The 25,161-nt window shown below is 69.2% G+C and carries 22 protein-coding genes; 8 read left to right on the top strand and 14 right to left on the bottom strand.

The window, feature by feature from the left end; translation table 11 throughout:
* Positions 1-99: 99 nt before the first annotated feature.
* Positions 100-1,452 (top strand): M20/M25/M40 family metallo-hydrolase, encoded by a 1,353-nt coding sequence (locus tag A8G15_RS07320; protein ID WP_068157275.1) that lies wholly within the window; start codon positions 100-102, stop codon positions 1,450-1,452.
* Between the two features lie 30 nt (positions 1,453-1,482).
* Positions 1,483-2,025: a YbhB/YbcL family Raf kinase inhibitor-like protein gene (locus tag A8G15_RS07325; RefSeq protein WP_068157278.1), complete on the top strand. Its 543-nt coding sequence runs from the start codon at positions 1,483-1,485 to the stop codon at positions 2,023-2,025.
* Between the two features lie 106 nt (positions 2,026-2,131).
* On the opposite strand, the gene A8G15_RS07330 is transcribed toward A8G15_RS07325, so the two are convergent.
* From A8G15_RS07330 to A8G15_RS07370, 9 genes are all read right to left on the bottom strand, one after another.
* Positions 2,132-3,094 (bottom strand): DUF389 domain-containing protein, encoded by a 963-nt coding sequence (locus A8G15_RS07330; RefSeq protein WP_068157396.1) that lies wholly within the window; start codon positions 3,092-3,094, stop codon positions 2,132-2,134.
* Positions 3,095-3,200: 106 nt separating this feature from the next.
* Positions 3,201-4,265 carry a quinone-dependent dihydroorotate dehydrogenase gene (locus tag A8G15_RS07335; RefSeq protein WP_068157281.1) on the bottom strand — a complete coding sequence of 355 codons (1,065 nt, stop codon included), beginning with the start codon at positions 4,263-4,265 and terminating at the stop codon, positions 3,201-3,203.
* Positions 4,266-4,308: 43 nt separating this feature from the next.
* Positions 4,309-4,560, bottom strand: coding sequence for a DUF5703 family protein (locus tag A8G15_RS07340; protein ID WP_068157284.1), 252 nt, complete (start codon positions 4,558-4,560; stop codon positions 4,309-4,311).
* On the bottom strand, positions 4,557-5,570 hold the full coding sequence (locus A8G15_RS07345) for a Vgb family protein (RefSeq protein ID WP_068157398.1): 1,014 nt from the start codon (positions 5,568-5,570) through the stop codon (positions 4,557-4,559). The genes A8G15_RS07340 and A8G15_RS07345 overlap by 4 nt, the downstream gene beginning before the upstream one ends.
* Positions 5,571-5,719: 149 nt before the next feature.
* A complete protein-coding gene (locus tag A8G15_RS07350; protein ID WP_245687746.1) occupies positions 5,720-6,589 on the bottom strand; it encodes a heme ABC transporter ATP-binding protein in 870 nt (289 codons plus the stop codon).
* Positions 6,586-7,671 carry a FecCD family ABC transporter permease gene (locus tag A8G15_RS07355; protein WP_068157287.1) on the bottom strand — a complete coding sequence of 362 codons (1,086 nt, stop codon included), beginning with the start codon at positions 7,669-7,671 and terminating at the stop codon, positions 6,586-6,588. The genes A8G15_RS07350 and A8G15_RS07355 overlap by 4 nt, the downstream gene beginning before the upstream one ends.
* Positions 7,668-8,687, bottom strand: coding sequence for a heme/hemin ABC transporter substrate-binding protein (locus A8G15_RS07360; protein ID WP_068157290.1), 1,020 nt, complete (start codon positions 8,685-8,687; stop codon positions 7,668-7,670). Before A8G15_RS07360 ends, A8G15_RS07355 begins: the two co-directional genes overlap by 4 nt.
* On the bottom strand, positions 8,684-9,358 hold the full coding sequence (locus tag A8G15_RS07365) for a biliverdin-producing heme oxygenase (RefSeq protein ID WP_068157293.1): 675 nt from the start codon (positions 9,356-9,358) through the stop codon (positions 8,684-8,686). The genes A8G15_RS07360 and A8G15_RS07365 overlap by 4 nt, the downstream gene beginning before the upstream one ends.
* A 96-nt stretch (positions 9,359-9,454) precedes the next feature.
* Entirely contained in the window at positions 9,455-10,393 is a 939-nt protein-coding gene (locus tag A8G15_RS07370; protein ID WP_068157296.1) for an aldo/keto reductase, read from the bottom strand.
* 187 nt (positions 10,394-10,580) lie between these two features.
* Between A8G15_RS07370 and A8G15_RS07375 the strand changes: the two genes are divergently transcribed.
* The 5 genes from A8G15_RS07375 (at position 10,581) to mshC (ending at position 14,943) form a co-directional block, all read left to right on the top strand.
* Positions 10,581-11,426 (top strand): undecaprenyl-diphosphate phosphatase, encoded by an 846-nt coding sequence (locus A8G15_RS07375; RefSeq protein ID WP_211270128.1) that lies wholly within the window; start codon positions 10,581-10,583, stop codon positions 11,424-11,426.
* Between the two features lie 76 nt (positions 11,427-11,502).
* Positions 11,503-12,204, top strand: a complete 702-nt coding sequence (locus A8G15_RS07380) for a histidine phosphatase family protein (protein ID WP_068157302.1) — start codon at positions 11,503-11,505, stop codon at positions 12,202-12,204.
* A gap of 45 nt (positions 12,205-12,249) precedes the next feature.
* A complete protein-coding gene (locus A8G15_RS07385) occupies positions 12,250-12,837 on the top strand; it encodes a DUF3090 domain-containing protein (RefSeq protein ID WP_068157303.1) in 588 nt (195 codons plus the stop codon).
* A gap of 4 nt (positions 12,838-12,841) precedes the next feature.
* Entirely contained in the window at positions 12,842-13,648 is an 807-nt protein-coding gene (locus A8G15_RS07390; RefSeq protein WP_068157305.1) for an SCO1664 family protein, read from the top strand.
* 53 nt (positions 13,649-13,701) lie between these two features.
* Positions 13,702-14,943 carry a cysteine--1-D-myo-inosityl 2-amino-2-deoxy-alpha-D-glucopyranoside ligase gene (gene mshC, locus A8G15_RS07395; RefSeq protein WP_068157308.1) on the top strand — a complete coding sequence of 414 codons (1,242 nt, stop codon included), beginning with the start codon at positions 13,702-13,704 and terminating at the stop codon, positions 14,941-14,943.
* Positions 14,944-14,997: 54 nt separating this feature from the next.
* On the opposite strand, the gene A8G15_RS07400 is transcribed toward mshC, so the two are convergent.
* Positions 14,998-18,216, bottom strand: coding sequence for a DEAD/DEAH box helicase (locus A8G15_RS07400; RefSeq protein WP_068157309.1), 3,219 nt, complete (start codon positions 18,214-18,216; stop codon positions 14,998-15,000).
* Positions 18,217-18,766: 550 nt separating this feature from the next.
* Entirely contained in the window at positions 18,767-20,020 is a 1,254-nt protein-coding gene (locus tag A8G15_RS07405; protein WP_068157310.1) for a wax ester/triacylglycerol synthase family O-acyltransferase, read from the bottom strand.
* A gap of 1,427 nt (positions 20,021-21,447) precedes the next feature.
* Between A8G15_RS07405 and A8G15_RS07410 the strand changes: the two genes are divergently transcribed.
* Positions 21,448-21,954, top strand: a complete 507-nt coding sequence (locus tag A8G15_RS07410) for a MarR family winged helix-turn-helix transcriptional regulator (protein ID WP_068157312.1) — start codon at positions 21,448-21,450, stop codon at positions 21,952-21,954.
* Here the strand turns inward: A8G15_RS07410 and A8G15_RS07415 are convergent.
* The 3 genes from A8G15_RS07415 to A8G15_RS07425 are packed head-to-tail and all read right to left on the bottom strand — an operon-like array spanning position 21,948 to position 25,123.
* Positions 21,948-22,304 (bottom strand): hypothetical protein, encoded by a 357-nt coding sequence (locus tag A8G15_RS07415; RefSeq protein WP_245687747.1) that lies wholly within the window; start codon positions 22,302-22,304, stop codon positions 21,948-21,950. The two genes, A8G15_RS07410 and A8G15_RS07415, sit on opposite strands and share 7 nt — an antisense overlap.
* Positions 22,301-23,329, bottom strand: coding sequence for an SDR family oxidoreductase (locus tag A8G15_RS07420; RefSeq protein WP_068157314.1), 1,029 nt, complete (start codon positions 23,327-23,329; stop codon positions 22,301-22,303). Before A8G15_RS07420 ends, A8G15_RS07415 begins: the two co-directional genes overlap by 4 nt.
* Before the next feature lie 24 nt (positions 23,330-23,353).
* Complete coding sequence (locus A8G15_RS07425) at positions 23,354-25,123, bottom strand: glycoside hydrolase family 15 protein (protein ID WP_425415075.1); 1,770 nt, start codon at positions 25,121-25,123, stop codon at positions 23,354-23,356.
* Positions 25,124-25,161: the final 38 nt, after the last annotated feature.

Consider the following 25,161-nt stretch of genomic DNA (forward strand, 5'->3'; position numbering starts at 1 on the left):
TTCCGTGGGTGCTGTGAAAGAGTAACCCACGGCGTCCACGCGCCCAAATCGTCCCCTTCACCTGCGCAGATGCGAACCGCCGGTGGTAGACATGCAGACATGGCCGAACACGTGAGCGCCCACCTTCCGTCCCGAGCCGAGAACGAGGTCGTCGACCTGGTCTCGCAGCTCATCCGGTTCGACACCTCGAACACCGGTGACCCGGCGACCACCCGCGGCGAACGTGCCTGTGCCGAGTGGGTCGCGGCGCAACTCGAGGAAGTGGGCTACGAAACCGAATACGTCGAGTCCGGGCAACCCGGCCGGGGCAACGTGTTCGCACGCCTGGCCGGGGCGGACCGTAGCCGCGGCGCTCTCATGCTGCACGGTCACCTCGACGTCGTGCCCGCCGAACCCGCCGACTGGAGCGTGCACCCGTTCTCCGGAGCCGTCGAGGACGGTTACGTGTGGGGACGCGGCGCCGTCGACATGAAGGACATGGTCGGCATGATGCTGGCCGTGGCACGCCGTTTCAAGGCCGAGAACATCGTCCCGCCCCGCGATCTCGTGTTCGCCTTCGTCGCGGACGAGGAGGCCGGCGGCACCTGGGGCTGCCAGTGGCTCGTCGAGCACCGCCCCGACCTGTTCGACGGCATCACCGAGGCCGTCGGGGAGGTCGGTGGTTTCTCTCTGACCGTGCCCCGGCGAGACGGCGGGGAGCGCCGCTTCTACCTCGTGGAAACCGCGGAGAAGGGGCTGGGCTGGATGCGGCTGACCGCCAAGGGGCGGGCCGGGCACGGATCGTTCCTGCACGAGGAGAACGCGGTGACTATCCTGTCTCAGGCCGTCGCACGCCTGGGCAGCCACACGTTCCCGCTGGTGATCTCCGATTCGGTCGCCGAGTTCCTTGCCGCCGCGTCGGAGGAGACCGGCCTCGACTTCGACCCGAACTCCCCGGACATCGAAGGCACCCTCGCCAAGCTCGGCTCCATCGCCCGCATCATCGGCGCGACCTTCCGCGACACCGCCAACCCGACGATGCTGCAGGCCGGTTACAAGGCCAACGTGATTCCGCAGACCGCGCAGGCCGTCGTCGACTGCCGCATCCTCCCCGGCCGGCTCGCAGAGTTCGAACGCGCCGTCGACGAACTGATCGGCCCGGACGTGACACGCGAGTGGATCACAAGCCTCGACTCCTACGAGACGAGCTTCGACGGCGATCTCGTCGACGCCATGAATGCGGCGATCCTGGCGCACGACCCGCTGGGCCGGACCGTGCCGTACATGCTGTCCGCAGGCACCGACGCCAAGGCGTTCGCGAAACTCGGCATCCGGTGCTTCGGGTTCGCGCCGCTGCAGTTGCCGCCGGATCTCGACTTCGCGGCGCTGTTCCACGGAGTCGACGAGCGTGTCCCGGTCGAAGCTCTGCGGTTCGGCACCCGCGTCATGGAACACTTCCTGTTGCATTCCTGAAGACCCCGCCCCACAAGGAAAGGACCCCCGATGGCGTTCGATTACGACCCGTACGAGTTTCTCCCGAAGCTGCCCACGTTCCAGGTGACCAGCGAGGACTTCGCCGAAGGTGAGGAGTGGAAGCTCGCACAGGCCAGCGGCGCGTTCGGGATCCCGGGCGGCGGCGACGTGTCGCCGCAGCTGTCGTGGTCCGGGTTCCCCGCCGAGACGAAGAGCTTCGCGGTGACGGTGTTCGATCCCGATGCGCCGACCGCGTCGGGCTTCTGGCACTGGGCCGTCGCGAACATCCCCACAACGGTCACCGCGCTGCCTGCGGGCGCCGGCAGCGCCGAGGGGAAGGGGCTGCCGGCCGAGGCGGTCACGCTCCGCCACGACGGCGGCGCCCCCGGTTTCATCGGTGCCGCCCCGCCGGCCGGTCACGGCCATCACCGTTACATCGTCGCCGTGCACGCTCTGGACGTCGAGACGATCGACGGGCTGACCGCCGACTCGAGCCCGGCGTTCCTCGGTTTCAACGTCTTCGGGCACGCCGTCGCGCGCGCGTTGCTGACGGGCACCTACGAGGTGAAGTAGCCCGTTTACCGGGCCGTCCGCGACAGACGGCACGGCCGTGATGACGGGTCGTGCTCTGTGTCGAACAGAGCACGACCCGGCCCGGCCGGGCCACCGGCCGGGCGGGTCACAACATTCGGCGTCGGCGATCGAGGGCATGGAAGCGGCGCACGGACACCCGCGACCATGCGGCCTGCTGAACGGCCAGAGTGGCCCAGCCGGCCAGCGCCATTCCGGACAGGTTGAGACCGAGCTGCAGCGTGCTGCCCCAGATTTCCTCGCCGGCGCCGAACGCGAGACCCAGGCCGACGTTGCCCGCCGCCGGGACCGTCGTCACCGAGATGAACACACCGGACAACCCACCGAGCTTGGACGAGGTCAGCGACAGCACCCCTGCCGCCGCCGCGATCATCGCGACGATGAACGACCACTTGTCCGGGGTGTAGATGAAGGCCGTCTCGGGTCGCGGTCCCGTGATGTCCTCGAGCGTCACCCAGCCCAGTAATCGTCCGGCCAGGGCGGCCAGCGCGGTGATGGCGATCGCCACCACGAACCCGGCCACCAGGGTGCGTACTGCCGTGGCCAGCAGGACGAAGCGGCGCTTGACCAGAGCGACGCCGAGAGCGGCGATCGCACCGAACTCGGGTCCGAGCACCATCGCACCGATGACCAGGATCTGCGAATCGGTGATGATCGCGATGCCGGCCAGGAGCGTGGCCATGGTCATGAAGCTGAGATAGGTCCAGTTCAGCTCGACGTCTTCGTAGGAACGCTGCGCGACCTCCGCCCACACGACGGCGTCGGCACTGCTCCCCGGAGTGCGCAACTCCGCGTCGAACCCGCTGCGCGAAAGCCAGGCATGCACCGGTTCGATCTCGATCGTGCCGAGGCGATGCAGCCCGATCGCCCGGAACTGCTCGATCAGGTCGTTGGCCGCCTCCCGCGCAACGTCTGCGTGCACGACGTCGCCGGCCGGGCGCAGCGCAGCGCCGTGCAACACCGCGAGGCCGCTGACCCCGGTGTCGTCGCGGAGGATACGAACCGTGTCCTCGGTCAGATCGGTCGGCGAGAGGATCCGTAGGTGCAGCATGGGGACAGTGTCCCTGCTCCCGGTCTCGTCGCCGGCCGATTCGTCTCCGGCGCGGCGCCGTGGCGACCACGTGTCGACGAGGTCGCCACGGCGCACGCGGCAGGGATCAGCGCCCCGCGCCGACCGCCTCGGCGATCGACCCGTAGCCCGAGGCCCGGAGCTTGCGGGCCAGGCCCTTGTGGATGCGGCGTGTCCAGAAAGGGCCGCCGTAGATGAATCCGGTGTAGCCCTGGATCAGCGACGCCCCGGCCAGGATTCGCTCCCACGCCTGCTCGACCGTTTCGATACCACCGACCGACACCAGCACCAGCCGGTCACCGACGCGGGCGTGCAGGCGGCGCAGTACCTCGAGGGAGCGCTCCGCGACCGGCGCCCCGGACAGCCCGCCCGCGCCGATCTCCTCGATCCGTGCGGCGTCTGTGCGCAGCCCGTCACGGCGGATCGTGGTGTTGGTCGCGACGATGCCGGCCAGGCCCAGCTCGACCGCCAGATCGGCGACGGCGTCGACGTCCTCGTCCGACAGGTCGGGCGCGATCTTCACCAGCACCGGCACGGTCACGGTGGCCAGCACCGCCGAGAGCAGCGGACGCAACGACTCGACCGCCTGCAGATCCCGCAGACCGGGGGTGTTGGGAGAGGACACGTTGACGACGACGAAGTCCGCGAGCGGACCCAGCAGTTGCGCGCTCTCCGTGTAGTCGGCCACGGCCTCGTCGGCGGGCACGATCTTGGTCTTGCCGATGTTCGCGCCGATCGGCACGGTCCGCAGACGCTGCCGCAGCTGGTTGGCGGCCTCCCCGGCGCCGTGATTGTTGAAGCCCATCCGGTTGATGAGACCGCGGTCCTCGGGCACCCGGAACAGCCGCGGCGCCGGATTGCCCGGCTGCGCCTGCGCGGTGACGGTGCCGATCTCGGCGAATCCGAACCCGAGCGGACCCCACACGTCGGCGCCGGTGGCGTCCTTGTCGAATCCCGCGGCCAGACCCAGCGGTGCCGGGAACGGCACACCGAACACGGTGTTGCGCAGCACCGGGTCGTTCACGACGAGGACCTTCGACACCAGCGTCCGCAGCGGCGCGAAACGCGTCACCAGTTGCATCGCGAGAAACGCGAGATGGTGAATGCGTTCCGGCGGCACCAGGAACATCAGTTTCAGGACATAGCGATACACGAAAACTCCCTGCAAACCCGGCCGGCACGGTCCGGGGTCGGTGTCAACGAACGGTCGGTTCGGGAACGTGATGATCGGTCTTGCGGCGGCGCAGCAGCACCCGGCGGCTCCCGTCCGGGTACAACCGCACCCGGCTCAACTCCCAGCCGTGGAACTCGGCCGAGATCGCCAACCGCATGGATGCACTGACCCTCGACACGTCCGGCGGCAACAGCAACGGAACGTACTCGTAGGTGTCGTTGCTGGTGTCCCAATCGACGGGAAGCCGGGTGAACCGGCGTCCGGCAACTGTCATGACTCGCCCCCGATCGGGATCCGCTGCACACCGTCACCGGTCGCCGAGCCGATCACCAACACCGCATCGTCCGGATCGACGGATACCGAGTCGGGCTGCCGCACCGTCGCATAGCGCTGCTTCTCCCTCGGGATCCCGGTCGACAGATCGTAGCCCACGACCTCGTTGGTTCCGGTCAACGTCACCCACACCAGATCGCGCGCCTCGTCGTACGCGACGCCGTAGACGCCGGCGCCGGCCGGATAGCGTTGCCGCAACACGAGCGTGTCCAGTGTGTAGACGAGCAGTTCGTCGTCCTCGGTGTCGGTGACCACGACCCGGCCGAACGGGTCGGACACCATCTGGGTGGCACCCTCACCGGCCCGCAGCGCCAACCGTAGTCGCTCGTCGGCCAGGTTCAGTTCGGTGATCGAGGTCTGATGCCGGTCCAGCGCCGCCACGTCGTCACCGGCGGCGACGAGCACGTCGACGGAAACGAGACCGGTGATCGTGGACTCGACGGTCCCGGATTCCGGATCGAGGATGCGGACGGTGCCGTCGGCGGTGCCGACGACCCAGCGACCGTCCGGCAGAACCGTGACCGCCTGGGCGGCGCCCTCGACCGGGACCTCGGTGACCTCACCCGACTCGGCGTCGATGCGCAGCACCGCCCCCGCAGCGGGAGCGAGGACCTGACCGTCCGGCCCCGGGACCACCGTCACCGCGTTCCGCGGCAGCGTCACCGGGCGCGGCTCGCTGTCGGTCGCGGAGGATGTGAGCAGCAGCCGCGTGCCCTCGTCGACGAGCAGGGCGACGACATCGGTGCCGGGTGCCAGTGCGAGCGCAGCGACACCGGTGCCCACCTGCTGCACGGCGCCCGCCGGCGGTGCGGTGGGCACGGGCGCGACCAGCGGGGTCGCCGGCTCGCGGGTCGGCACCTTCTCCGTGTCGGTGTCCGAGGAACAACCGGTGACCAGCGCGACCGCAAGTCCCACCGCCACCGCGGTCGCACGCACTGCCGGTCTACCCATCATGTTGCTCCTCGCTGTCACCGTCGACCCGACGCGCGCCACCCCGACGGGAGACGCGCCTCGCTCCAGTGTTCCTGATCGGCTCGCGGGCACCGAAGCCGCCTCGGCGCGGCCCCGTCGAATGTGACGGAGGCGACGCGAGCCGGGGTTCAGCCGGTGACCGCGATCGACGGGCCCGGCCGATCCCGCCGAGGCAGCACCAGGGGAGTGCCCGTGGCGGGGTCGGTGCTCACCTGCACCGGATACGCGTAGACGCGGCTGAGCAGCTCCTCGGTGAGCACCTCGCCTGCGAGCCCGTCCGCGACGACCCGGCCGTGCTCGAGCACACACACCCGGTCGGCGTACGCCGCGGCGAGCCCCAGGTCGTGCAGCACCACGACGACGGCGTGCCCGTGATCGGCGCGTGCCCGCACCACCTGCATCACCGCTTCCTGATGCCCCAGATCCAGAGCGGCGGTCGGCTCGTCGAGCAGCAGAGTCTCGGTGTCCTGCGCGAGCACCCGCGCCAACGCGACCCGGGCACGTTCACCCCCGGACAGGGCCGGGAACGGGCGGTCCTCCAGGTGCGCGACGTCGCATTCGGCCAGGGCGGAGGCCACCAGGGCGTCGTCGTCGCTCTGCCGCGCGGTCCGTGCCCACGCCGCGCGTCCCATCCGCACCACCTCACCGGCGGTGAACGGGAAGCCGACCGTGTGTTGCTGCGGGAGCACGGCGCGGCGGCGGGCCAGCGCGACCGGTACCCAGTCGTCGAGCGGCCGCCCGTCGACCTCGACACGCCCGGCCGAGATCGGATGATCACCGGTGAGGGCGGCCAGCAGCGTGGATTTGCCGGCGCCGTTCGGTCCGACCAGCGCGAGCACCTCGCCGACCCGCACCTCGAGATCGACATCGTGCAGGATCTGCCGGTCGCCGCGTTGCAGCCGCACACGGGTCGCGCGCGTCGTCACCGAGCCCGGACCGGACCGTTCCGGGACCTGCCGGTCGTCGCGCCACCGGCCGAACAGGCGAGGCCCGCTCACGCCCACCCTCCCTGGCTCGCGCGGGTGCGGCGCAGCATCCAGAAGAACACCGGACCGCCGACCAGCGCAGTGAGCATGCCCAGCGGCAGATCGGCGTTGGGGACCAGGGTGCGGGCACCGAGATCGGCGGCGAGCAGCGTCGCCGCGCCACACAGGGCGCTCGCGCAGATCAGGCGCCGATGCGCGGGCCCGAGGACCATGCGCATCAGGTGTGGCACGACGAGCCCCACGAACAGGATGATGCCGGTGAACGCGACCGCCGCCGAGACCAGCACCGCGACGATCACGATCGCGGCCTGCCGTACACGCTCGACGTCGACACCCAGATGCCGGGCCACGGATTCGCCCAGCGACAGCAGATCCAGCTTCGGGGCGAGCACGATCGCCGCGGCGATCCCGGCGAGCGCCAGCGGTGCGACGATCGACACGATCTCCCAGGTGGCGCCGCCGAGGCTGCCGAGCTGCCAGAACACGATCTGATCGCGGGCCGCCGGATCGGCGACGAAGGTGAACAGCGCGATGAGTCCACCCGCGACCGCGTTCACGGCGACACCGGTGAGAATCACCGTGACGACCTCGGTGCGGCCGTTCGACCGCGACAACGCATAGACCACGGCGGTGGTGATCAGACCCGCCACGAACGCGGCTCCGGCGAGCGCCCAGCCCGCGGTGAACGCGCCTCCCAGCACGATCACGAGCGACGCGCCGACCGCGGCACCGGACGAGACACCGATGACGCCGGGTTCGGCGAGGGGATTGGCGAACACCCCCTGCAGCAGCGCCCCGGCGCAACCGAGGGCGGCACCGACCAGCATCGCCAGCACGACCCGCGGGAAACGCACCTGCCACAACGTGACGTCACCGGCCGGATGCGCCGGCATCGGCCCCAGATCGAGCCCGATGCGGTGCAGCAGACTGCCGATCACCTCGGCCGGGCTGGTCGGCACCTGACCGAGACACGCGGACACCAGGGCCAGCGCGACCAACGTCACGATCAGCCCGACGAACACCACGGTGCTGCGCCGGGCGCCCGCTTCCTTCTTGCTTCCCGGCGTCGCAGTGCTGTCGGTGACCGCCGTCATTCCTGCGCCTGCGGGTAGAGCGCCTCGGAGAGTGCCGCCAGGACCTTGCCGGTGTCCGGCCCGAAGCTCAGCAGCAGCGAATCGTCCATGTCGACGATGCTGCCGTCCTTCCCCGCGGGTGTCTGCTCGACACCGGGCAGTGCGGCGAGACCCTCGGGTCCGCCGACCGACTCGAGGCTGCGCGTCATGATCAGGATCACGTCGGGCGCGGAGGCGATCATCGCCTCGCTGGTGATCGGGGTGAACTCGGCGCTGAGACCCGCGACCGTCCCGGCGTCCTTGCCGCCGAGCGCACCGATCAGCGCGTCGGCGCCCGACCCGGGTCCGCCGAGCATCTTGATCGCCGATCCCCGCAGATAGAGGAACGCCACGGTCGGTTCGGGATGGTCCGCTGGGATCGACGCCGACGCCGCGGCGATCTCCTCCTCGGTGCGCTGCACGAGCGCGGCCCCCTCGTCGGGTACGCCCAGCGCCGCGGCGACCGCTTCGATTCCCGGGGCCACCGTGTCGAGCGTGCGGGCCGGGTCGACGAACACCACCGGGATCCCGGAGGCCCGCAACTGTTCCTGCACGGCGAGCGGGCCGACGGACGTGTCGGTCAGCACCACGGTCGGGTCGAGCGCCAGGATCGCCTCGGCGTTCAGGCCGTGCCCGCCCGGAGTGACGTTCGGCAGATGCTCCGACGCCGGGAAGCTCGCCGTCGAACGGCCCACCAGGTTGTCGCCGAGACCGAGGGAGAACACGGTCTGGGCGAGAGTGCCGGAACGGTCGGCGGTGACGATGCGGGAGACATCGGTGACGGTGACGTCGACGCCGTCGAAGCTGCGGACCGTCGCGGGCAGGGAGGGGACCGGGTCCTCCGCGACGGGCCGCGGATCCCGGTCGGCGATCACCGCCGTGCGCGCCCCGGTGCCGGTCCCCGAACCAATGTCGGCTCCGGTGCTGCACCCGGCGACGCCGAGCACCGTCACCAACGGAAGGAGAAGGAACAGAATGCGACGACGGAAGCGGCTCATGATCGCGGCGTCGCCACCCGATAGCTGTCGAGGTTGTCACCGAGGTCGGCGAACAGGTCGCGGTTGAGGCCGAACACCAGGTTCGCCTCGTCGATCACGGCCTGCTGCTGGGCGCTGTCGAGGGGCGCGGCGTCGAGCTTCGCGCGGTACGCGTCCTTGAACGGTTTCGTCTTCGGGATGTCGTCGAAGATGTAGAAACGCAGGCCGTCGCGTTCGTAGCCGTAGGCCCGCTCGAGCATGCGGCGGATGATCTGGCCGCCGGACAGATCACCCAGGTAACGCAGGTAGTGGTGGGCGAGGTACGCCTCGGGAGAGGTCGCGGCGACCTCCTCGAGCCGCTGCACGTACCGCTCGGTGGAGGGCAGCGGCGCGGCGGTGGCACGCCAGTCGTCACCGAGCAGGAACTGCAGGTCGGCCTCGAGCGCGGCGGTGCGCAGCAACTCGTCGGCGAGGAACGGGCCGACGATCGCGTCGTCGGCGTACCCGGCGCCGATCCGCTCGAGCGCCTCGTAGATGAACCAGGACTGAGCCAGCAGGGCGGCGTATCCGGCGGTGTCGAGCTGCCCGGCGAGCAGCTCGGTGACGAACGCCGAGTTCTCGGTCTCGCTGTGTGCCGCGGCGGTGCCGGTTTTGATGCGCTCGGCGAACCCGGCAACCTCGGTGGCGGTCATGTGCTCTCCCTGCTGTAGCCAACCCGAACCTACCGAGCAGGGTAACCTAACTTTTCGAGGGTGCGCGAGGGAGGTTTCGTGTCCCGGGCAGCGGTTTCAGGCGCTCACATCGTCGAGCGCCGCCGCGATCGCGGCCGGCAACTCCAGTTCCTCCGCGACCAACACTCCGGTCAGCTGCGCCAGATCCCGGGCGCCGACCAGCGTCGACGCGACCCCGGGCCGGTCCCGCACCCAGGCCAGCGCCACCGCCAGCGGCGAGGTACCGAGCCCGTCCGCGGCGGTGACCACCGCGTCGACGACCCGCACCGCCGATTCCGTCAGATAGTGACGAACCTCCTCCGCGTGCACCTCGTCGGCACCCCGCGAGTCGGCCGGGACACCGCTGCGGTACTTCCCGGTGAGGACACCACCGGCCAGCGGCACCGCCGCGAAGACACCCGCCCCGTGGTACGTCGCGGCCGGGATCAGTTCTTCTTCGACACCCCGCGCCAACAGCGAGTACTCGACCTGAGTGCTCACCAGGCGCGCCCCGCGCGTCGCCGCGGTCGCGGCCGTCGCGAGCTGCCAGCCCAGATAGCCGCGCACCCCGACGTAGCGGACCCGCCCGCTGGTGACCGCATAGTCCAGCGTCGCCGCGACCTCGTCCACCGGCGTCTGCGGATCCCAGGTGGCGACCTGCCACACGTCCAGATGATCGGTGCCGAGCTCACGAAGGGTCGCATCGAGCTGGGTCAGCAGCCCGCCGCGGGAACAGTCGACGCGTCCCTCGCCGAGCTTGGACGTGTCGATGCCGGAACTCCCCGACAGCACGAGCTGGTCGCGCGGTACCACGTCGTCGAGCAACTCGGCGAGGATCCGCTGCGACATGCCGTCGCCGTACGCGGAGGACGTGTCGACGAGCGTGCCGCCGGCGTCGACGAACGCCGTCAACTGCGCCGCGGCCTCGTCGCCGTCGGTGCCGCGACCCCAGGTCAGGGTGCCCAAACCGAGCCGCGAGACGCGCAGCCCGCTCGCTCCCACCGTTCTCTGTTCCATAACCGCCCGCGTTTCGTGACCGTCCGATCGGGTCGCCGGGCCGCTACCGCGACACCCCGCCCTGGCACAGCACCCTAGTGCCGCGACAGCCCGAGAAGTGTTCAGGCGCGCCGCGTACTGTGCCCCGAGTGAGATTCGATCGCACCACGCGCCCCTGCAGTCACGCCCACGGGGAGGTCGCCGCATGATCGGCGAATCCATGACCTGGATACAGGCGATCGTGCTCGGCATCGTTCAGGGCCTGACCGAATTCCTGCCGGTGTCCTCCTCGGGGCACCTGCGCATCGTCTCCGAGATCTTCTTCGGATCCGACGCGGGCGCCTCGTTCACCGCCGTCACCCAGCTCGGCACCGAAGCGGCCGTGCTGGTCTACTTCGCCCGCGACATCTGGCGCATCCTCGTCGCCTGGTTCCGCGGCCTGTTCGACAAGCAGCTACGCGACGACCACGACTACAAGATGGGCTGGTACGTGCTGCTCGGCACCATTCCCATCGGCATTCTGGGAATCCTGCTCAAAGACGAGGTGCGCACCGTCGCCCGCAACCTGTGGCTGGTCGCGACGATGCTCATCGTGTTCTCCGCGGTCATCGCCGCCGCCGAGTACTACGGCCCCAAGAAGCGCGGCATCGAACAGCTGACCCTGCGGGACGGCCTGGTCATGGGCTCCGCTCAGGCCCTGGCGCTGATCCCCGGGGTCTCGCGTTCCGGTGGCACCATCTCGGCCGGCCTGTTCCTCGGCCTGAAGCGCGAGGCCGCGGCCCGGTACTCGTTCCTGCTCGCCATCCCCGCCGTCCTGGCGTCCGGGCTGTTCAGCCTCCCCGACGCGTTCGAACCGGCAGGGGAGGGCCTCAACGCCTCCGGTCCGCAGCTCTTCGTCGCCACCGTCATCGCGTTCGGCGTCGGCTATGCGGCGATCGCCTGGCTGCTCAAGTTCGTCAGCAACCACTCGATGTACTGGTTCGTGGGCTACCGCATCCTGCTCGGTGTCCTCGTGCTCGCCCTGCTGGGCACCGGTGTGATCTCCGCCACGTGACCGAGTCCACCGTGACGGCGGGACCGTGCGGTGCGGTGACCCGCCCGGGTACCGACGGCCCATTAGTCTGGATTCCATGACGGTGATCCTGCTGCGGCACGGACGTTCGACGGCCAACACCTCGCACGTCCTGGCCGGTCGTTCCCCGGGTGTCGAACTCGACGAACTCGGTCACATCCAGGCCAAGGGCCTGATCGCCCGGCTCTCCGGCCTGGAGATCGCCCAGATCGTGCACTCGCCGCTGCTGCGCTGCCTGCAGACCGTGACCCCGCTCGCCACCGACCGCGGTCTGACACCGATCGTCGACGACCGGCTCGCCGAGGTCGACTACGGGCAGTGGACCGGCCGGGAACTGTCCGAGCTGGTGCGCGAACCGCTGTGGAAGGTCGTGCAGCAGCACGCCTCCGCGGCCGTGTTCCCCGGCGGCGAAGGCCTCGCTCAGGTGCAGGTCCGCGCGGTCGCCGCGATCCGCGAACACGACATCAGGCTCACCGAGCAGCACGGCCGCGATGTCGTGTGGGTCGCGTGCAGCCACGGCGACGTCATCAAATCCGTGCTCGCCGATGCACTCGCCACCCACCTGGACGGCTTCCAGCGGATCGTCGCGGAACCGGCCTCCCTCAGCGTCGTCCGCTACACCGAGACCCGGCCGTTCGTACTCCGCGTCAACGACACCGGCCCGGATCTGGCCGGCCTCGCCGTCCCCCCGAAATCGGTGCCCGGCGGTGAGGTGAACCCGGCGGCGGACACCCCGGATGCGGCGGCGTCCGGCGGATAATGGCAGTGTTCGGCACATTCGAAGCATTCGACTCGAGGAGGTGCGATGGCCCGCGCGATACACGTGTTCCGGACCCCGGACAGATTCGTCGCCGGCACCGTCGGTGAGCCCGGCGACCGGGTGTTCTACCTGCAGGCCGTGCACGACTCCCGCGTGGTGAGCGTCATGCTCGAGAAGCAGCAGGTGAAGATCCTCGCCGACCGCATGGGCTTGCTCCTCGAAGAGGTGCACCGCCGGTTCGGCACCGACCTGCCCGACGATCCCGATATCGACATCAGCCCGCTGATCACCCCCATCGACGCCGAGTTCCGCGTCGGCACAATGGGCCTGGGCTGGGACGCCGACAGCAGCGCCGTCGTCGTCGAGCTCCTCGCCGTCACCGAGGCCGAACTCGACGAGTCCGTCGTCCTCGACGACACCGAGGACGGACCCGACGCCGTGCGCGTGTTCCTCACCCCCGAACAGGCCCTCGAGTTCGCGGCCCGCTCGGAAATGGTCGTCTCCGCCGGCCGCACCCCGTGCCCCCTGTGCGGCGAACCCATCGACGGTGGTGGGCACGTGTGCATCCGGACCAACGGCTACCTGCGCACCCCGGGCTTCGATCCCGCATCCTGGTTCGGTGAGGAGTCCTGACCCGGTGAGCACCCCGGACATCCGCGACGTGCTCGAAGGCGGCGAACTGACCGTCGTCGGCCGCGTGGTGCACGCGAGCAACGCCACGCTCGTGTGCGACGCGACCCTCGACGGCACCGCGGTCCGTTGCGTCTACAAGCCCGTCCGCGGCGAGCGGCCGTTGTGGGACTTCCCCGACGGCACCCTCGCCGGACGAGAGGTCGCCTCGTACCTGATCTCCGAGGCGCTCGGTTGGGGTGTCATCCCGGTCACCGTGCTACGCGACGGGCCGTTCGGCACCGGCATGGTGCAGCAGTGGATCGACACCCCCGACCCCGAGGACGCACCCGGCGGCCGCATCGACCTGGTCGACCTGTGCCCGGCCGACGCCGTCCCCACCGGCTTCCTGCCGATCCTGCGGGCCCGCGACTACGACGGCGCCGACGTCGTGCTCGTCCATGCCGACGACCCGCGCCTGAACCGCATGGCGGTGCTCGATGTGATCATCAACAACGCCGACCGCAAGGGCGGCCACGCCCTCGAAGGGCTCGACGGCGGCGTGTACGGCGTCGACCACGGCATCTGCCTGCACCGGGAGAACAAGCTGCGCACCGTGCTGTGGGGCTGGGCCGGCAGCACCGTCGACCCGGAACTGCTCACCGACCTCGAGAAACTCGCCCAGCGCCTCGACGGCGAATTCGGCAACGAGTTGCGCGCCTACATCACCGGCGCCGAGGTCGCGGCACTGCGCGCGCGCATCACGGCGCTGCTCGCGCGACCGGTCATGCCGAAGCCCCTCGGAGAGCGCCGCATTCCGTGGCCCGCATTCTGACCGACCACCGGCCTCGATCCAGGTCACACGCAGGTCTCCATTAGGCTCGTGCCATGCAGTCTTGGTCCGATATCGCGCTCCCGTCCGTCCCTGGTCAGGGACCTCCGTTGCGGTTGTACGACACCGCCGACCGGGCGGTCCGTCCCGTCACTCCGGGAGCCACGGCCACCATGTACGTCTGTGGCATCACCCCGTACGACGCGACCCATCTCGGGCACGCCGCCACCTACCTCGCCTTCGACCTCGTCAACCGGATCTGGCGCGACGCCGGCCACGACGTGCACTACGTGCAGAACGTCACCGACGTCGACGATCCGCTGTTCGAACGCGCGGACCGGGACGGCGAGGACTGGGTCGTCCTCGGCATGCGCGAGACCGCGTTGTTCCGCGAGGACATGGAGGCGCTGCGGGTGCTGCCGCCGCGCGACTACATCGGCGCCGTCGAATCGGTGAACGAGGTCGTGGAGCTGGTCGAGAAACTCGTCGCGTCCGGTGCCGCCTACGTCGTCGACGACGAGCAGTACCCCGACGTGTACTTCCGGGTCGACGCCACAGAACAGTTCGGCTACGAATCCGGCTACGACCACGAGACGATGATGCGGTTCTTCGCCGAACGCGGCGGCGACCCCGACCGCGCCGGAAAGCGCAACCCGCTCGACGCGCTGCTGTGGCGTGCGCAGCGACCGGGCGAACCCGCGTGGCCGTCCCCGTTCGGCGACGGCCGACCCGGCTGGCACATCGAATGCGCCGCGATCGCCCTCAACCGCATCGGCACCGGCTTCGACGTGCAGGGCGGCGGCAGCGATCTGATCTTCCCGCACCACGAGTTCTCCGCCGCCCACGCCGAAGCGGTGTCCGGCGACCGCCGGTTCGCGCGGCACTACGTGCACTCCGGCATGATCGGCCTCGACGGCGAGAAGATGTCCAAGTCCCGCGGCAACCTCGTGTTCGTCTCCAAGCTGCGCGGCGAAGGGGTCGACCCCGCCACGATCCGTCTGGGCCTGCTGTCCGGGCACTATCGAGTGGACCGTGCGTGGACGGCCGACGTGCTCACCGCCGCCGAGGCGCGTCTGGCGCTGTGGCGCCGGGCCGCGGCCTTGGAATCGGCTGCGTCCGCCGAGGATGTGGTGGCCCGGCTGCGCCAGCACCTCGCCGACGACCTCGACACCCCCAAGGCCCTCGACGCTCTCGACGGCTGGGCCCGCTTCGCGGTCGAGCGCGGCGGGGACGACGCGGGCGCGCCGGGACTGTTCGCCGACGCAGTGGACGCACTGCTGGGTATTCCGCTGCGCTGACGCGCCCGTGCGTGTTTCCGGTAGCCGGCGCTACCGGAACCACGCACGAGGGGGTCACGCCAACAGCGCGCGGATGTCGTCGGCCGTGAGGGTCGAGGAGAACATCTCGCCGTCGTCGACGACGGAGGAGAACAGCTCCGACTTCCGGAGTTGCAGCGCCCGCACCTTCGCTTCGATGGTGTCGCGGGCGATCAGCCGGTACACCATGACGTTGCGGGTCTGCCCGATACGGTGGGTGCGGTCGATCGCCTGCGCCTCTGTGGCGGGATTCCACCACGGGTCGAGCAGGAAGCAGTAGTCGGCCTCCACCAGGTTCAGGCCGAATCCGCCGGCTTTGAGACTGATGAGGAACACCGGTGCCTGTCCGGATTTGAATTCCTCGAGGACCGTGCCGCGGTTGCGGGTCTTGCCGTCCAGATAGAGGTAGTCGATTCCGGCGGCGTCGAGCCGTGCCCGGACACGGTCGAAGAACCCGGTGAACTGACTGAACACCAGTGCCCGGTGTCCGCCGGAGATCACGTCGTCGAGTTGTTCGAGCAGCGCATCGATCTTGGCGGAGCCGACCTTGCTGTGCGCGTAGTCGACGAGGGCCGGATCGAGGCTCATCTGCCGCAGCAGTGTCAGCGACCGCAGGATCGTGAATCGGTTGCTGTCCAGGTCGTCCACGAGCCCGAGAATCTTCTGCCGTTCCCGCTGCAACTGCCGGTCGTACAGGGCACGGTGTTTCGGTGCGAGATCCACCTCGAGCACCTGCTCCTGCTTCTCCGGAAGATCGGTGGCGACCTGCTCCTTCGTGCGACGCAACATCAGCGGTTTGATGCGCTGCCGCAACTGCACCAGTAGCTCGGTGTTGCTCCCGCTCTCGATGGGCTTGCGATAGTAGTCCTGGAACTTCGTCGGGTGGGGGAACAGGCCGGGCGCGGTGATCGACAGCAGCGACCACAACTCCATCAGGTTGTTCTCCATCGGGGTACCGGTGATCGCGACCTTCAACGGCGCCTCGATCTGCCGCACACACTGATAGGCCTTCGCCCGGTGGTTCTTGACGAACTGCGCTTCGTCGAGCAGCAGCATCGACCAATCCCGGTCGAGATAGTCGTCGATGTCGAGGCGCAGCAGCGTGTACGACGTGACGACGACGTCGATACCGTCGAGCCGTTCGACCAGCTGCAGTCCGCTCTTTCCGGACGTCTCGGTGATCGCGACAACATTCAGATCCGGCGTGAACACCCGGGCCTCGGCAGCCCAGTTCGAAACCACCGACGTCGGCGCGACGATGAGAACCGGGGGATCCGCGGGTCGCTTCGCGCGAGCGTGGCAGACCAGTGCAAGCGATTGCAGGGTCTTGCCGAGGCCCATGTCGTCGGCGAGGATTCCGCCGAGCCCGTGCGTCCACAAGAACGTCAACCACCGGAATCCATCGAGCTGATACGGCCGCAGTGTCGCCTGTAATGCCTTCGGCACCCGGGTCTTCGCTGTCGACCTCACGTCGAGGAGTCCCTGCACCTGCCTCTTCCAAGCTGCGGCCTGCTTGTCGACCACACCGAGCGTCGCCAGTTCTTCCCAGATACCGGCCTGGAATCGGCTCAGCTGCACACGATCCGGATCGTCGTTCTCGCGCAGCGCGCGAGCTTCGTCGACGAGCCGGCGCAGCTGCTGCAGTTCGGGTTTGTCCAGCGACAGGTAGGCCCCGTCGGGCAGCATCAGATATGCCGCGCCCTCACTGAGCGCGGTGAACACCTCGCGGAACGGGATGGTTGCACCGTCGAGGTCGATGGTGATGTCCAGATCGAACCAGTCGGAGTCGGCCGTGGCCTTGGTGGACAGTCCGATTCGCAGGCTGTCGCCGACGTCGCGGTAGTCGGCGGGGGTGCCTTCGACGCGCACCTGTACGTCGTCACGGCCGGACAGCAGCGGCAGCAGTTCGGACACCAGGCGGGCCGTATCGAATCCTGTGCAGGTGAGACGCGAGAACAGTCGCCGATCGATCGTGTTCTCCAGGCCGAACGGGGCGACCACCGGCCGGATACCGGCGAGCAGCGCGTCCTCCACGTCGCGATCGCGGATGGTGTCGCCGAGACGTTCGTACAACTCGACCGTGTACTCGCCGTCGCCGACGGCGTAGGCGAACTGCCAGTGCAGATCGACGCGATGCTGAGGACGGAACGCGACGTGCAGTAGCAGCCTCGGCCCGGTGACGGTCGGTGCCGTGAACGAGCCGTCGGCGGAAATGACGGTCGCTGTCCGCTGCAGGCGCGGGTAGTAGGTGGTCACGAACCGCGGCACCTGATCAGGTGGCACCGTGAGGGCACCGTTGCTCTGCAGCAACTGTTGCATGCCTGCGACGACGGGGGTGCGGAGCTGCGCGAGACGGAACGGCAGATCCGTCGGCGCGGCACCGTTGTGATCCCCCGGCGGAAGGTGGATCACGCCGTGGGCGGGAGCACCGATGAACCCGACCGCGGTCGCAATCTCGTCGTCGCCGAGGCGTAAGGCGGGGGTGACCGTCAGGCCGTCACCCGAGTCGGCAATGTCGACGTGCACATCCGCGGTGCCCGGCGGCGGCACCGAACCGTGCTTCTTCTTCGCGTAGCGCAATTCGATCCCGAGACGGTGGGCATCGTCGAGCAGCGACCACAGTCGCGGCGACACCGCAGACAGGTCGAGGTTGGTCTGGGCGGAACCGTAGTAATTCCGGGTCGATGCGTGTGCCAGCGCCGCGAGTTCGAGCAACAACTGCTGGTGCTGCTTGTTCACGTCGTAGGTGTAGGCCAGGTTCTGCCAGGAGATGTTGCCGGACACCCACCCGGTACGCCCGGGGCGCAGCACCCGGGCGGTGAGTGCGGGCGCGGGAGCGTGTGCTCGCTGCGCCAACGCCAGTTGCAGCGCGAGGGGCACCCCGGGGCCGGTGTCGTGGTCCTCGAAAATCGCTTCGAACTGTGCTTCCCACGGGGGAGCGATGGAAGCTGCATCCTCCTGCGGGGCAAGCAATGTGAGTAGAAGCGCTACGGTGTGCTTGCAGTTGTAGCCGACCGGGCACGAGCATTCTCCGTACTCGAAGTCGAGTCCCTGTGGTCCGGGGCGGAGCTGAACGACGGTCTGGTACATCCGTGTGCCGGCGATCCTTCCGAAACCGACGAGATTGTCCTCGTCGAATCCGCAGTCGACGACCGCGCCCGACTCGGCGTAGCGCCTCCCGCGTTCGAACGTGGGTCGGCCCACCGCAGCGACCAGCGACTGGATGAGGTGGTCGAATGCTGGATTCCCGGACATGAGTGGGCAGTCTATGCGCACATCCCGTGCGCGAATATGGTCGCCGGAGCTACCTCCCCCTGCTTCAGTTCAGGACATGCTGACGGATCCTTCAGTTCAGGACATGCTGACGGATCGCCGCCCGCGGCAGTGCCCGGCTCGGCTCGTCGACGCTTCGGCCCCGCCGGCAGGTACGTCTGCTCTCGGCACGAACGACGTCGGCAGAGGCCGTCGTCCGGGGCGATGAATCGAAGCCTTTTCACTGTCGAACCACTGCACCATGCCCTGTGTCACGCTGTCCGACCCCCGGTTCGGGCCGACGCCTCGCAGCGCTGCGATCTGTGGTGGATTGCGGGTTTTGATGGTTCGCCCCTTCCGCTGCCGAAGTCGGGTCGCTGGTGCCCTCGCAGGAAAGGGGGCGCTCACCGAAGCGGTCATCCGCGTGGGCGGTGCGTTCATACGTGAAAGTCCTGTGGGACGTGGATCGATCAGATCATGAGGGTGGCGAGACCGACGCAGACCACGGTGAGTACGACCACCAGCGCACACAGGGCGAGCGAGCCGGTCAGCATCAATACGGGTGCGGAGACCGGCACACCGGAGCCGAGAGCGAGGCCCGCGTGCGATCGGAATCGGGAGACCGGCGGCTCGGGGTTCGAAGCCCTCCCAGGTGCTGGGTGATTTCGGTGGGCGCGGTGCCGAGCGCGCTCATCGCGAGAATCTGCGCCGAACTGCGGGTACGCATCCAATCCTTGCCGTCACGCATGCAGGTACGCACCGTCTCGAGCCGCTCCGCGGGATCGGCAAGATGGGTGGCGAGATCACACATCAGAACCCCGATCCCGTTACCCGCCGTGGCGGTCTGCTTCTCGTCGCGGAGGGAGACGGGCACCATTGCGATCAGGGGATCGGTGGGTAGCGCGCCGAGGTCGCCGAGATAGGTGCGCAGCGCGCCGGCGCACATCGCGAGCACCACATCGTTGATGGTGGCGTCGGCGCATTTGGCGACCAGGCGTAGGCGCTCGATCGGCCAGGATCGGCCCGCGAACTGCCGGGCCCCGCCGATGGGCACGTTGAGCAGGGACTTCGGTGCGGCGACGGTGAGCGGGCCGCCGCGGCGCCGGAGTGCTCGGTCCGCGGTGCCGGCAATGGCGGGCAGCATGCCGGCGGCCTCGCCCAGGGTGCCGCGGGCCAAGCCGAGGGCGGCGCGGGCGGTGCGCACGGCCGCTGTCGGCAGGTCGAGGAGGCCGGCGCCGGGATTGTCGGCGGGAACGTCCGGGACCAGGCGGAGTGGAGGGCGCTTGCGGACCGGTGGTTCCCAGGGGGCGGGCATGCCGGACGCCTCGGGGTCCTCGCTCAGTGCACCGTGCAGCAATGACATCGCGGCCACTCCGTCGGCGAGGGCGTGGTGGATCTTGAAGTACACCCCGAATCGGTTGTCGTCCAGTCCTTCTATCAGATGCATCTCCCACAGCGGGCGGCTGCGGTCGAGCGGGGTGGCGTGCAGGCGGGCGGTCAGCGTCAACAGTTCGGTGATCCCGCCGGGAGCGGGCAGTGCGTCGTGGCGGATGTGGTGGTCGAGGTCGACGTCGGTGTCGGTGTCCCAGCCCCACTGTCCCAGCGAGGTGATCGATCGTGTGACCCGCCTGCGCAGGAGGGGAGCCACGGCGGGGCGGGCGAGCGCTGCGTCGAGCATCGCACGCAGCTGCTGGGGGCCGGAGCCTTCCGGCGGTTCGAACAGGGCGAGGCCCCCGACGTGCATCGGGTGGTCGCGCGATTCGCCGAGCAGAAACATCGAGTCGGTGGGTGACATCGGGAGCAGCAAAAATTCGGCCTTCCGTAAGCCCAGCCGGCCGCGTACGGTCCGGTTCCCCCTGGGAACTGTTGGGTATGGCATAGGTGTGGTGTGACCGATCGACATCGGTCCGATGTGCGAAAGATCACAAACTGATATCCCCCGAATGGTTATACATCACGGTCGTGGACGGAAGCTACTCAGACCATCGTCCAGTTTGTGCTGGTCAGAGACTGTTTCGGTACGTTCGTACCTCTCTTCGGCTGGGCCGGCCCCCGGTGCCTGGATTGGGCGGTGGAATCCCTGGTGGACGGTCTTTCCGGGGCATCGCCGCGAGGCGCGCATCCGAAAAGAACGCCCCCGGTCCCGTCGGGCACGGAGCTTTCCCCGCTGGGAAAACAGTGGTCTTTCGGCGGAAGATCCAGGGTCTTTCGCCCGCCGACGTTATAGGTCTTCCGGCCTGGGTCGACCGCCACCGGGCATACCTTCGAAGGGCTCATGGGGACTCTGCGTCGGCGGAGAGTACGTCGGTGCTCTGGGCGCCCAGAGCCGGGAGGAATTCCGGTGGGTTTCGGGGAGGGGATGGGGAGGCGGGTCGATAGGACTGAGAGCGTGCTCCTGCACGATCTCCAGCGAGCGCCCGATCTCGATCTGTTCACCGCCTGGGCACAGACGTGACGACCAGCCCGGGCCTCACTCCGGAATCGAGGGCCGCTGCTCACCGAGCGCGAACGCAGGCGGAGATCCTGTCGGTAGAGGTACAGACTGAACATCGACGCCCGCACCTGTCCGACGTCGATGCGGAGCACACGGCCGTGAATCTTCCCCTCGTGTCGGCCGGGCGCAAACCTGAAACGGGAGCGGCCTTCGAGCTGGGATCGGCCAGTTCGGGTCGGCTGTGGCCCAGGTCGCCTGCCGCAACGCCACGGAGTTGCCCGGGGTCGGGGCCCCGAGACTGACGCTGTAGCCGGGCGCGGCGCGGGAGTGAGTCGAGGCCGCCGCGAGCCAGGGCCGCACCGGGGTCCGGGGTGTCGGCCGGGACGAGGGCCAGCACCTCGGCCGGGGTGTGGATGATCTGCCATATCCGGTTCAGGTGTCGGCGGTGCACCGGACGGAACTGGAGCTGTCTCGCGGACTGGGGTGCTGATGGGCGAGGAGTGAGCAGCTCGGGTCGAGATCGGAGGCGATGGAGTAGACGGTGCTGTAGGACGGGGAGGGCCGACCCTGGACGTACGGCATCAACGGTCGCCCATGGCGCGTACCTGGCGGTGGATCCGGCGCTGCCCCATGCGAGCGAGTCCTCGGAGAATTTCCTCCGGCCATTCCTTTTGCGAACTCTTCGGTGGAGCTCGGGCGTCCGCCGGCGACGGTGCCCCGTGCGGGGGAGGCGAGGAACCACCCACACCCAACCGCGCAATGGTTGCGGTTGCGCAATGTTCGGGTGCAGGATTTCGGGTATGAACGCGGCGCGAGGACAGCAAGCGGAGCCAGGACACCGGTTCACCGAGCAGGTGGACGCGGTGCTGTGGGCCTCGCGGGCGCTGGTGGGCATCGCGGCAGCCTCGGTCGCCGAGGTCGAAGACATTGTCACGATGCCGCACCTACGGATTCTGGTGATGGTCGATACCCGAGGTCCGCTGAATCTGGCTGCAGTGGCCGACGCGCTGGGAGTGAACCCGTCCAACGCCTCCCGGGCGGTGGACCGCCTGATCAAGGCCGGGTTACTGGATCGGCGCGACGCGCCGCACGACCGGCGGAATCTGACTCTGACGCTCACCGCCGCCGGTCAGGAACTGGTCGATCGGGTCAGCACGCATCGTAGGCAAGCGATTTCGGGGGTTCTCGAGCGCATGACGCCCGAGGACCGAGATGGATTGGCGGCGGCGCTGCGCCGGTTCGCCGCGGCCGCAGGCGAACCGATCGACGGGGACGTTCTCACGTTGTTGTGGCCCCCCGTTCACTGAGCTGCCGGCCGGACAGCGGCGCGAGCGGCATGCAGTCCGGCTACGGCGAAACTGCCGGCGCACAGCATCTCTGCGACCGCAGTCCGGCGGCGGCGCCGATCGAGGGCCGCAATGATCATGCTGGCCGCGTGCGCGGCGTCGACGCCCGCGCCGAGCCGCAGCACCGCCGGTGTGGGCACCGCGGTGGTGACCGCGGCCTGTAGCAGATGCCGAACACCGAGCAGGCGCACCACCAGCTGCTCCCGGCGACGCAGCGGTTCTGCGAGCACACGAGCGGGTACCAGGTTCGGGGCGCTCAGCTGCAGCAGTGCACAGCCGAGACGAACTGGTATCAGCAGACGCGCGGTCATCCTCGTCGCTGCCGGACCAGCAGGATGGTGACCGCACCAGCGAGCACCCCGGCAGCGCCGCCGAGCAATCCGTGGTGCTCGGAGGCCCACAGTTGCCCGCTGCGGGCATGGGCCTTCTCGTCGAAGATGCCATGGGCGCCGAAATCGTGGCCGTCGGTGTCGTCGGCGGGCTGCCAGAGGTTCTGCGGTTGGTGCGGGTGTCGGGGCCGGTCGGTTTGCTGGGAGGAAAACCCGGTGACGGCGAGATACCGGTCGAGCAGACCCGGCGCGATCGCGTTGGCGGCGAGGGTGACAGCGGTGCTGGCCCCGACCCAGTACTCGCGGCGGCGAGGGTGCTCGGCGGCGTAGAGCACGGCGCGGGCAGCGACCTCGGGTTGGAAGATCGGCGGCACGGGTTGCGCCTGCCTCGGCAGCCGGCTGAGCACCCACGAGAACTGTGGTGTGTTGACCGCGGGCATCTGCACCATCGTCACCCGGATGCGGGATTTGTCGTGCAGCAACTCGCAGCGTAGGGCCTCGTGGAATCCTTGAACGGCGTGTTTGGCGCCGCAGTATGCGCTCTGCAGCGGGATACCGCGGTAGGCGAGGGCCGAGCCGACCTGCACGATGGTGCCCGCGTCCCGAGGCCGCATGCGGGTCAGTGCGGCCTTGGTGCCGTAGACGTAACCGAGGTAGCTGACCTCGGTGACCCGGGTGTATTCGGCCGCGGTGATGTCGGTGAACGGGGCGAAGACGGAAGTGAAGGCGACGTTGATCCAGATGTCGATCGGGCCGAGGGTGTTCTCGACGGTGGTGGCGGCCCGCTCGACCTGCTCGGGATCGGCGACGTCGGTGGGGACCGCCAGGGCGACCGCCCCGGCCTCTTGCACCTCCCGGACGGCTTGCTCGAGGCCCGCCCTTCCGCGGGCGAGGAGGGCGATCTTGTCGCGGCGGGTGGCGAAGGTGCGGGCGACGGCGCGGCCGATGCCGCCGGAGGCACCGGTGATCACGACGACGCGCCCGGATGCCGGTGTGCTCTTGACCATGAGGTTCCTTCCACGATGCGGTGGTCACCGCTCCGATGGCCACGGACGGGTGAGACGGTGCGCGGATTCGAGCAGCAGAGCGTGGACGAACGCCTGGGGAAGGTTGCCCCGCAACTGGTGTTCGATGACGTCGAATTCCTCGGTCAACAGGGCTGGGGGCCCGCAGGCGGCGCGGTTGCGTTCGAACCAGCGCACCGCATCGATTTGATGACCTTGTTGGTGTTCGGCCAGGGCCATGATGAAACCGCAGAGCAGGAAGGCCCCCTCGGCCTCGGCGAGGGGCCGCTCGTCCTGCCGGAACCGGTAGACGTAGCCGTCGCGGCCGAGTTCGCTGCGCACAGCCGCCAGGGTCAGGGCGGTGCGGGGATCGGCGGCGGAAAGAGCGCCGCGGATCGCCGGTAGCAGGAGCGCGGCATCGACCCGGTCGTCGTCGGGGGTGCGCTGCCAGCGGCCGGTGCGATGCAGACACCCCCGGGCGGTCTCGGTGACCAGCAGGTCCGCGAGCCGGGACCAGTGCGCCGCCTGCGAGGTCGGCGCGGCGGCAGCGATCGCTCGCAGGCCGGCCGCGCAGATCAGCCGCGAGTGCGCCCAGTGCCGGTTGTCCAGCTCCCAGATTCCGGCATCGGGTTCTCGCCAGCGTTGTTCGATCGCCGACACCGCGATCTCGGCGGCCTTCCAGTGCGGCCGATCGAGCCGGTCGTGCCGGTCGGCGGCGGCCAGCAGCAGTAGCGCCTCCCCGACACTGTCGAGCTGGAATTGGTCGTTGACCCAGTTCCCGGTGCGGGGGTCGGCACCGGGGTAGCCGGGCAGGTCGAGGACGGTTTCGTCCGGGACGCGGCCACCGCCTACGGTGTAGGCGGGTTTGAGTCCGGGTCCGTCGGCGAGCAGCCGGCCGGAGACGAAGGCGACGGCGTCGTCGAGCAGCGGATGGGGTCCGGCCGTGGCGACGGCCTGCCCGGCGTAGCACTGATCTCGGATCCAGCAGTACCGGTAGTCGTAGTTGCGGCCCTGCTCGGCGCGCTCGGGCAAGGCGGTGGTGGCGGCGGCGACCATGCCGCCGGTGTTGCTGGTCAGCCCGCGCAGCACCGCGTAGGCGTGTTGCGCGTCGCGGTCGGCGAGAGACCCGTCGATCTGTGGAATCGCTGTGTGCCAGGCGTGTTCGGTGTGTTCCCACAACCGGTCCGGGTCCGGGAGTTCGCGGGGGAGGGTCCGGTCGCCGAGTTCGAGGACCAGATCGTGATGGTGCCCGGCCGGGACGTCGAGGACCGCCTCGAGTCGGCCGTGGCGCACACGTGCCGCCGGGGCACCGGAGAAGCGCAGTCGTAGCGCCCCGGCGCGGAGGGTTCGGATGCCGTCCCGGTGGCCGCTCTGCTGCATCGGGTGAGCGCCGAAGTCGGCGGCCACGTCGAGCCCGACAGCGACCTGCGCATCCCCGTCGACGGCCAGGATGCGGCGCAGAAGTACCGCGGTGTGCGGATCCGCGGGGAAGGCCAGTGCCTCGCGGCATTCGATGATTCCGGTGGTGGTGACCCAGCGGCTGCGCCAGATCAAGGTGCCCTGCTCGTAAAAACCGCCCCAGGTGAACCGGTCCTCGGTCGGGGCGAGGGCGTAGACGCCGGGACCGCCGAGCAGCACCGAGAACACTGCCCCGTCGTGCCAGGTCGGCACGCACAGCCACGCGATGTCCCCGCGCGGGCCGATCAGGGCGCCGCGCTCACCGTCTGCGATCAGCGCGTACTCCCGCAGCACGTGCGGAGGAAAGAGCGCACCGGCACCACGTGGGGGCACTGCCACCTTCTTCTCACTCAGCAATGTTTGCGTCTACGCAAACA

The organism is Rhodococcus phenolicus (assembly GCF_001646785.1).
Taxonomy (GTDB): domain Bacteria; phylum Actinomycetota; class Actinomycetes; order Mycobacteriales; family Mycobacteriaceae; genus Rhodococcus; species Rhodococcus phenolicus.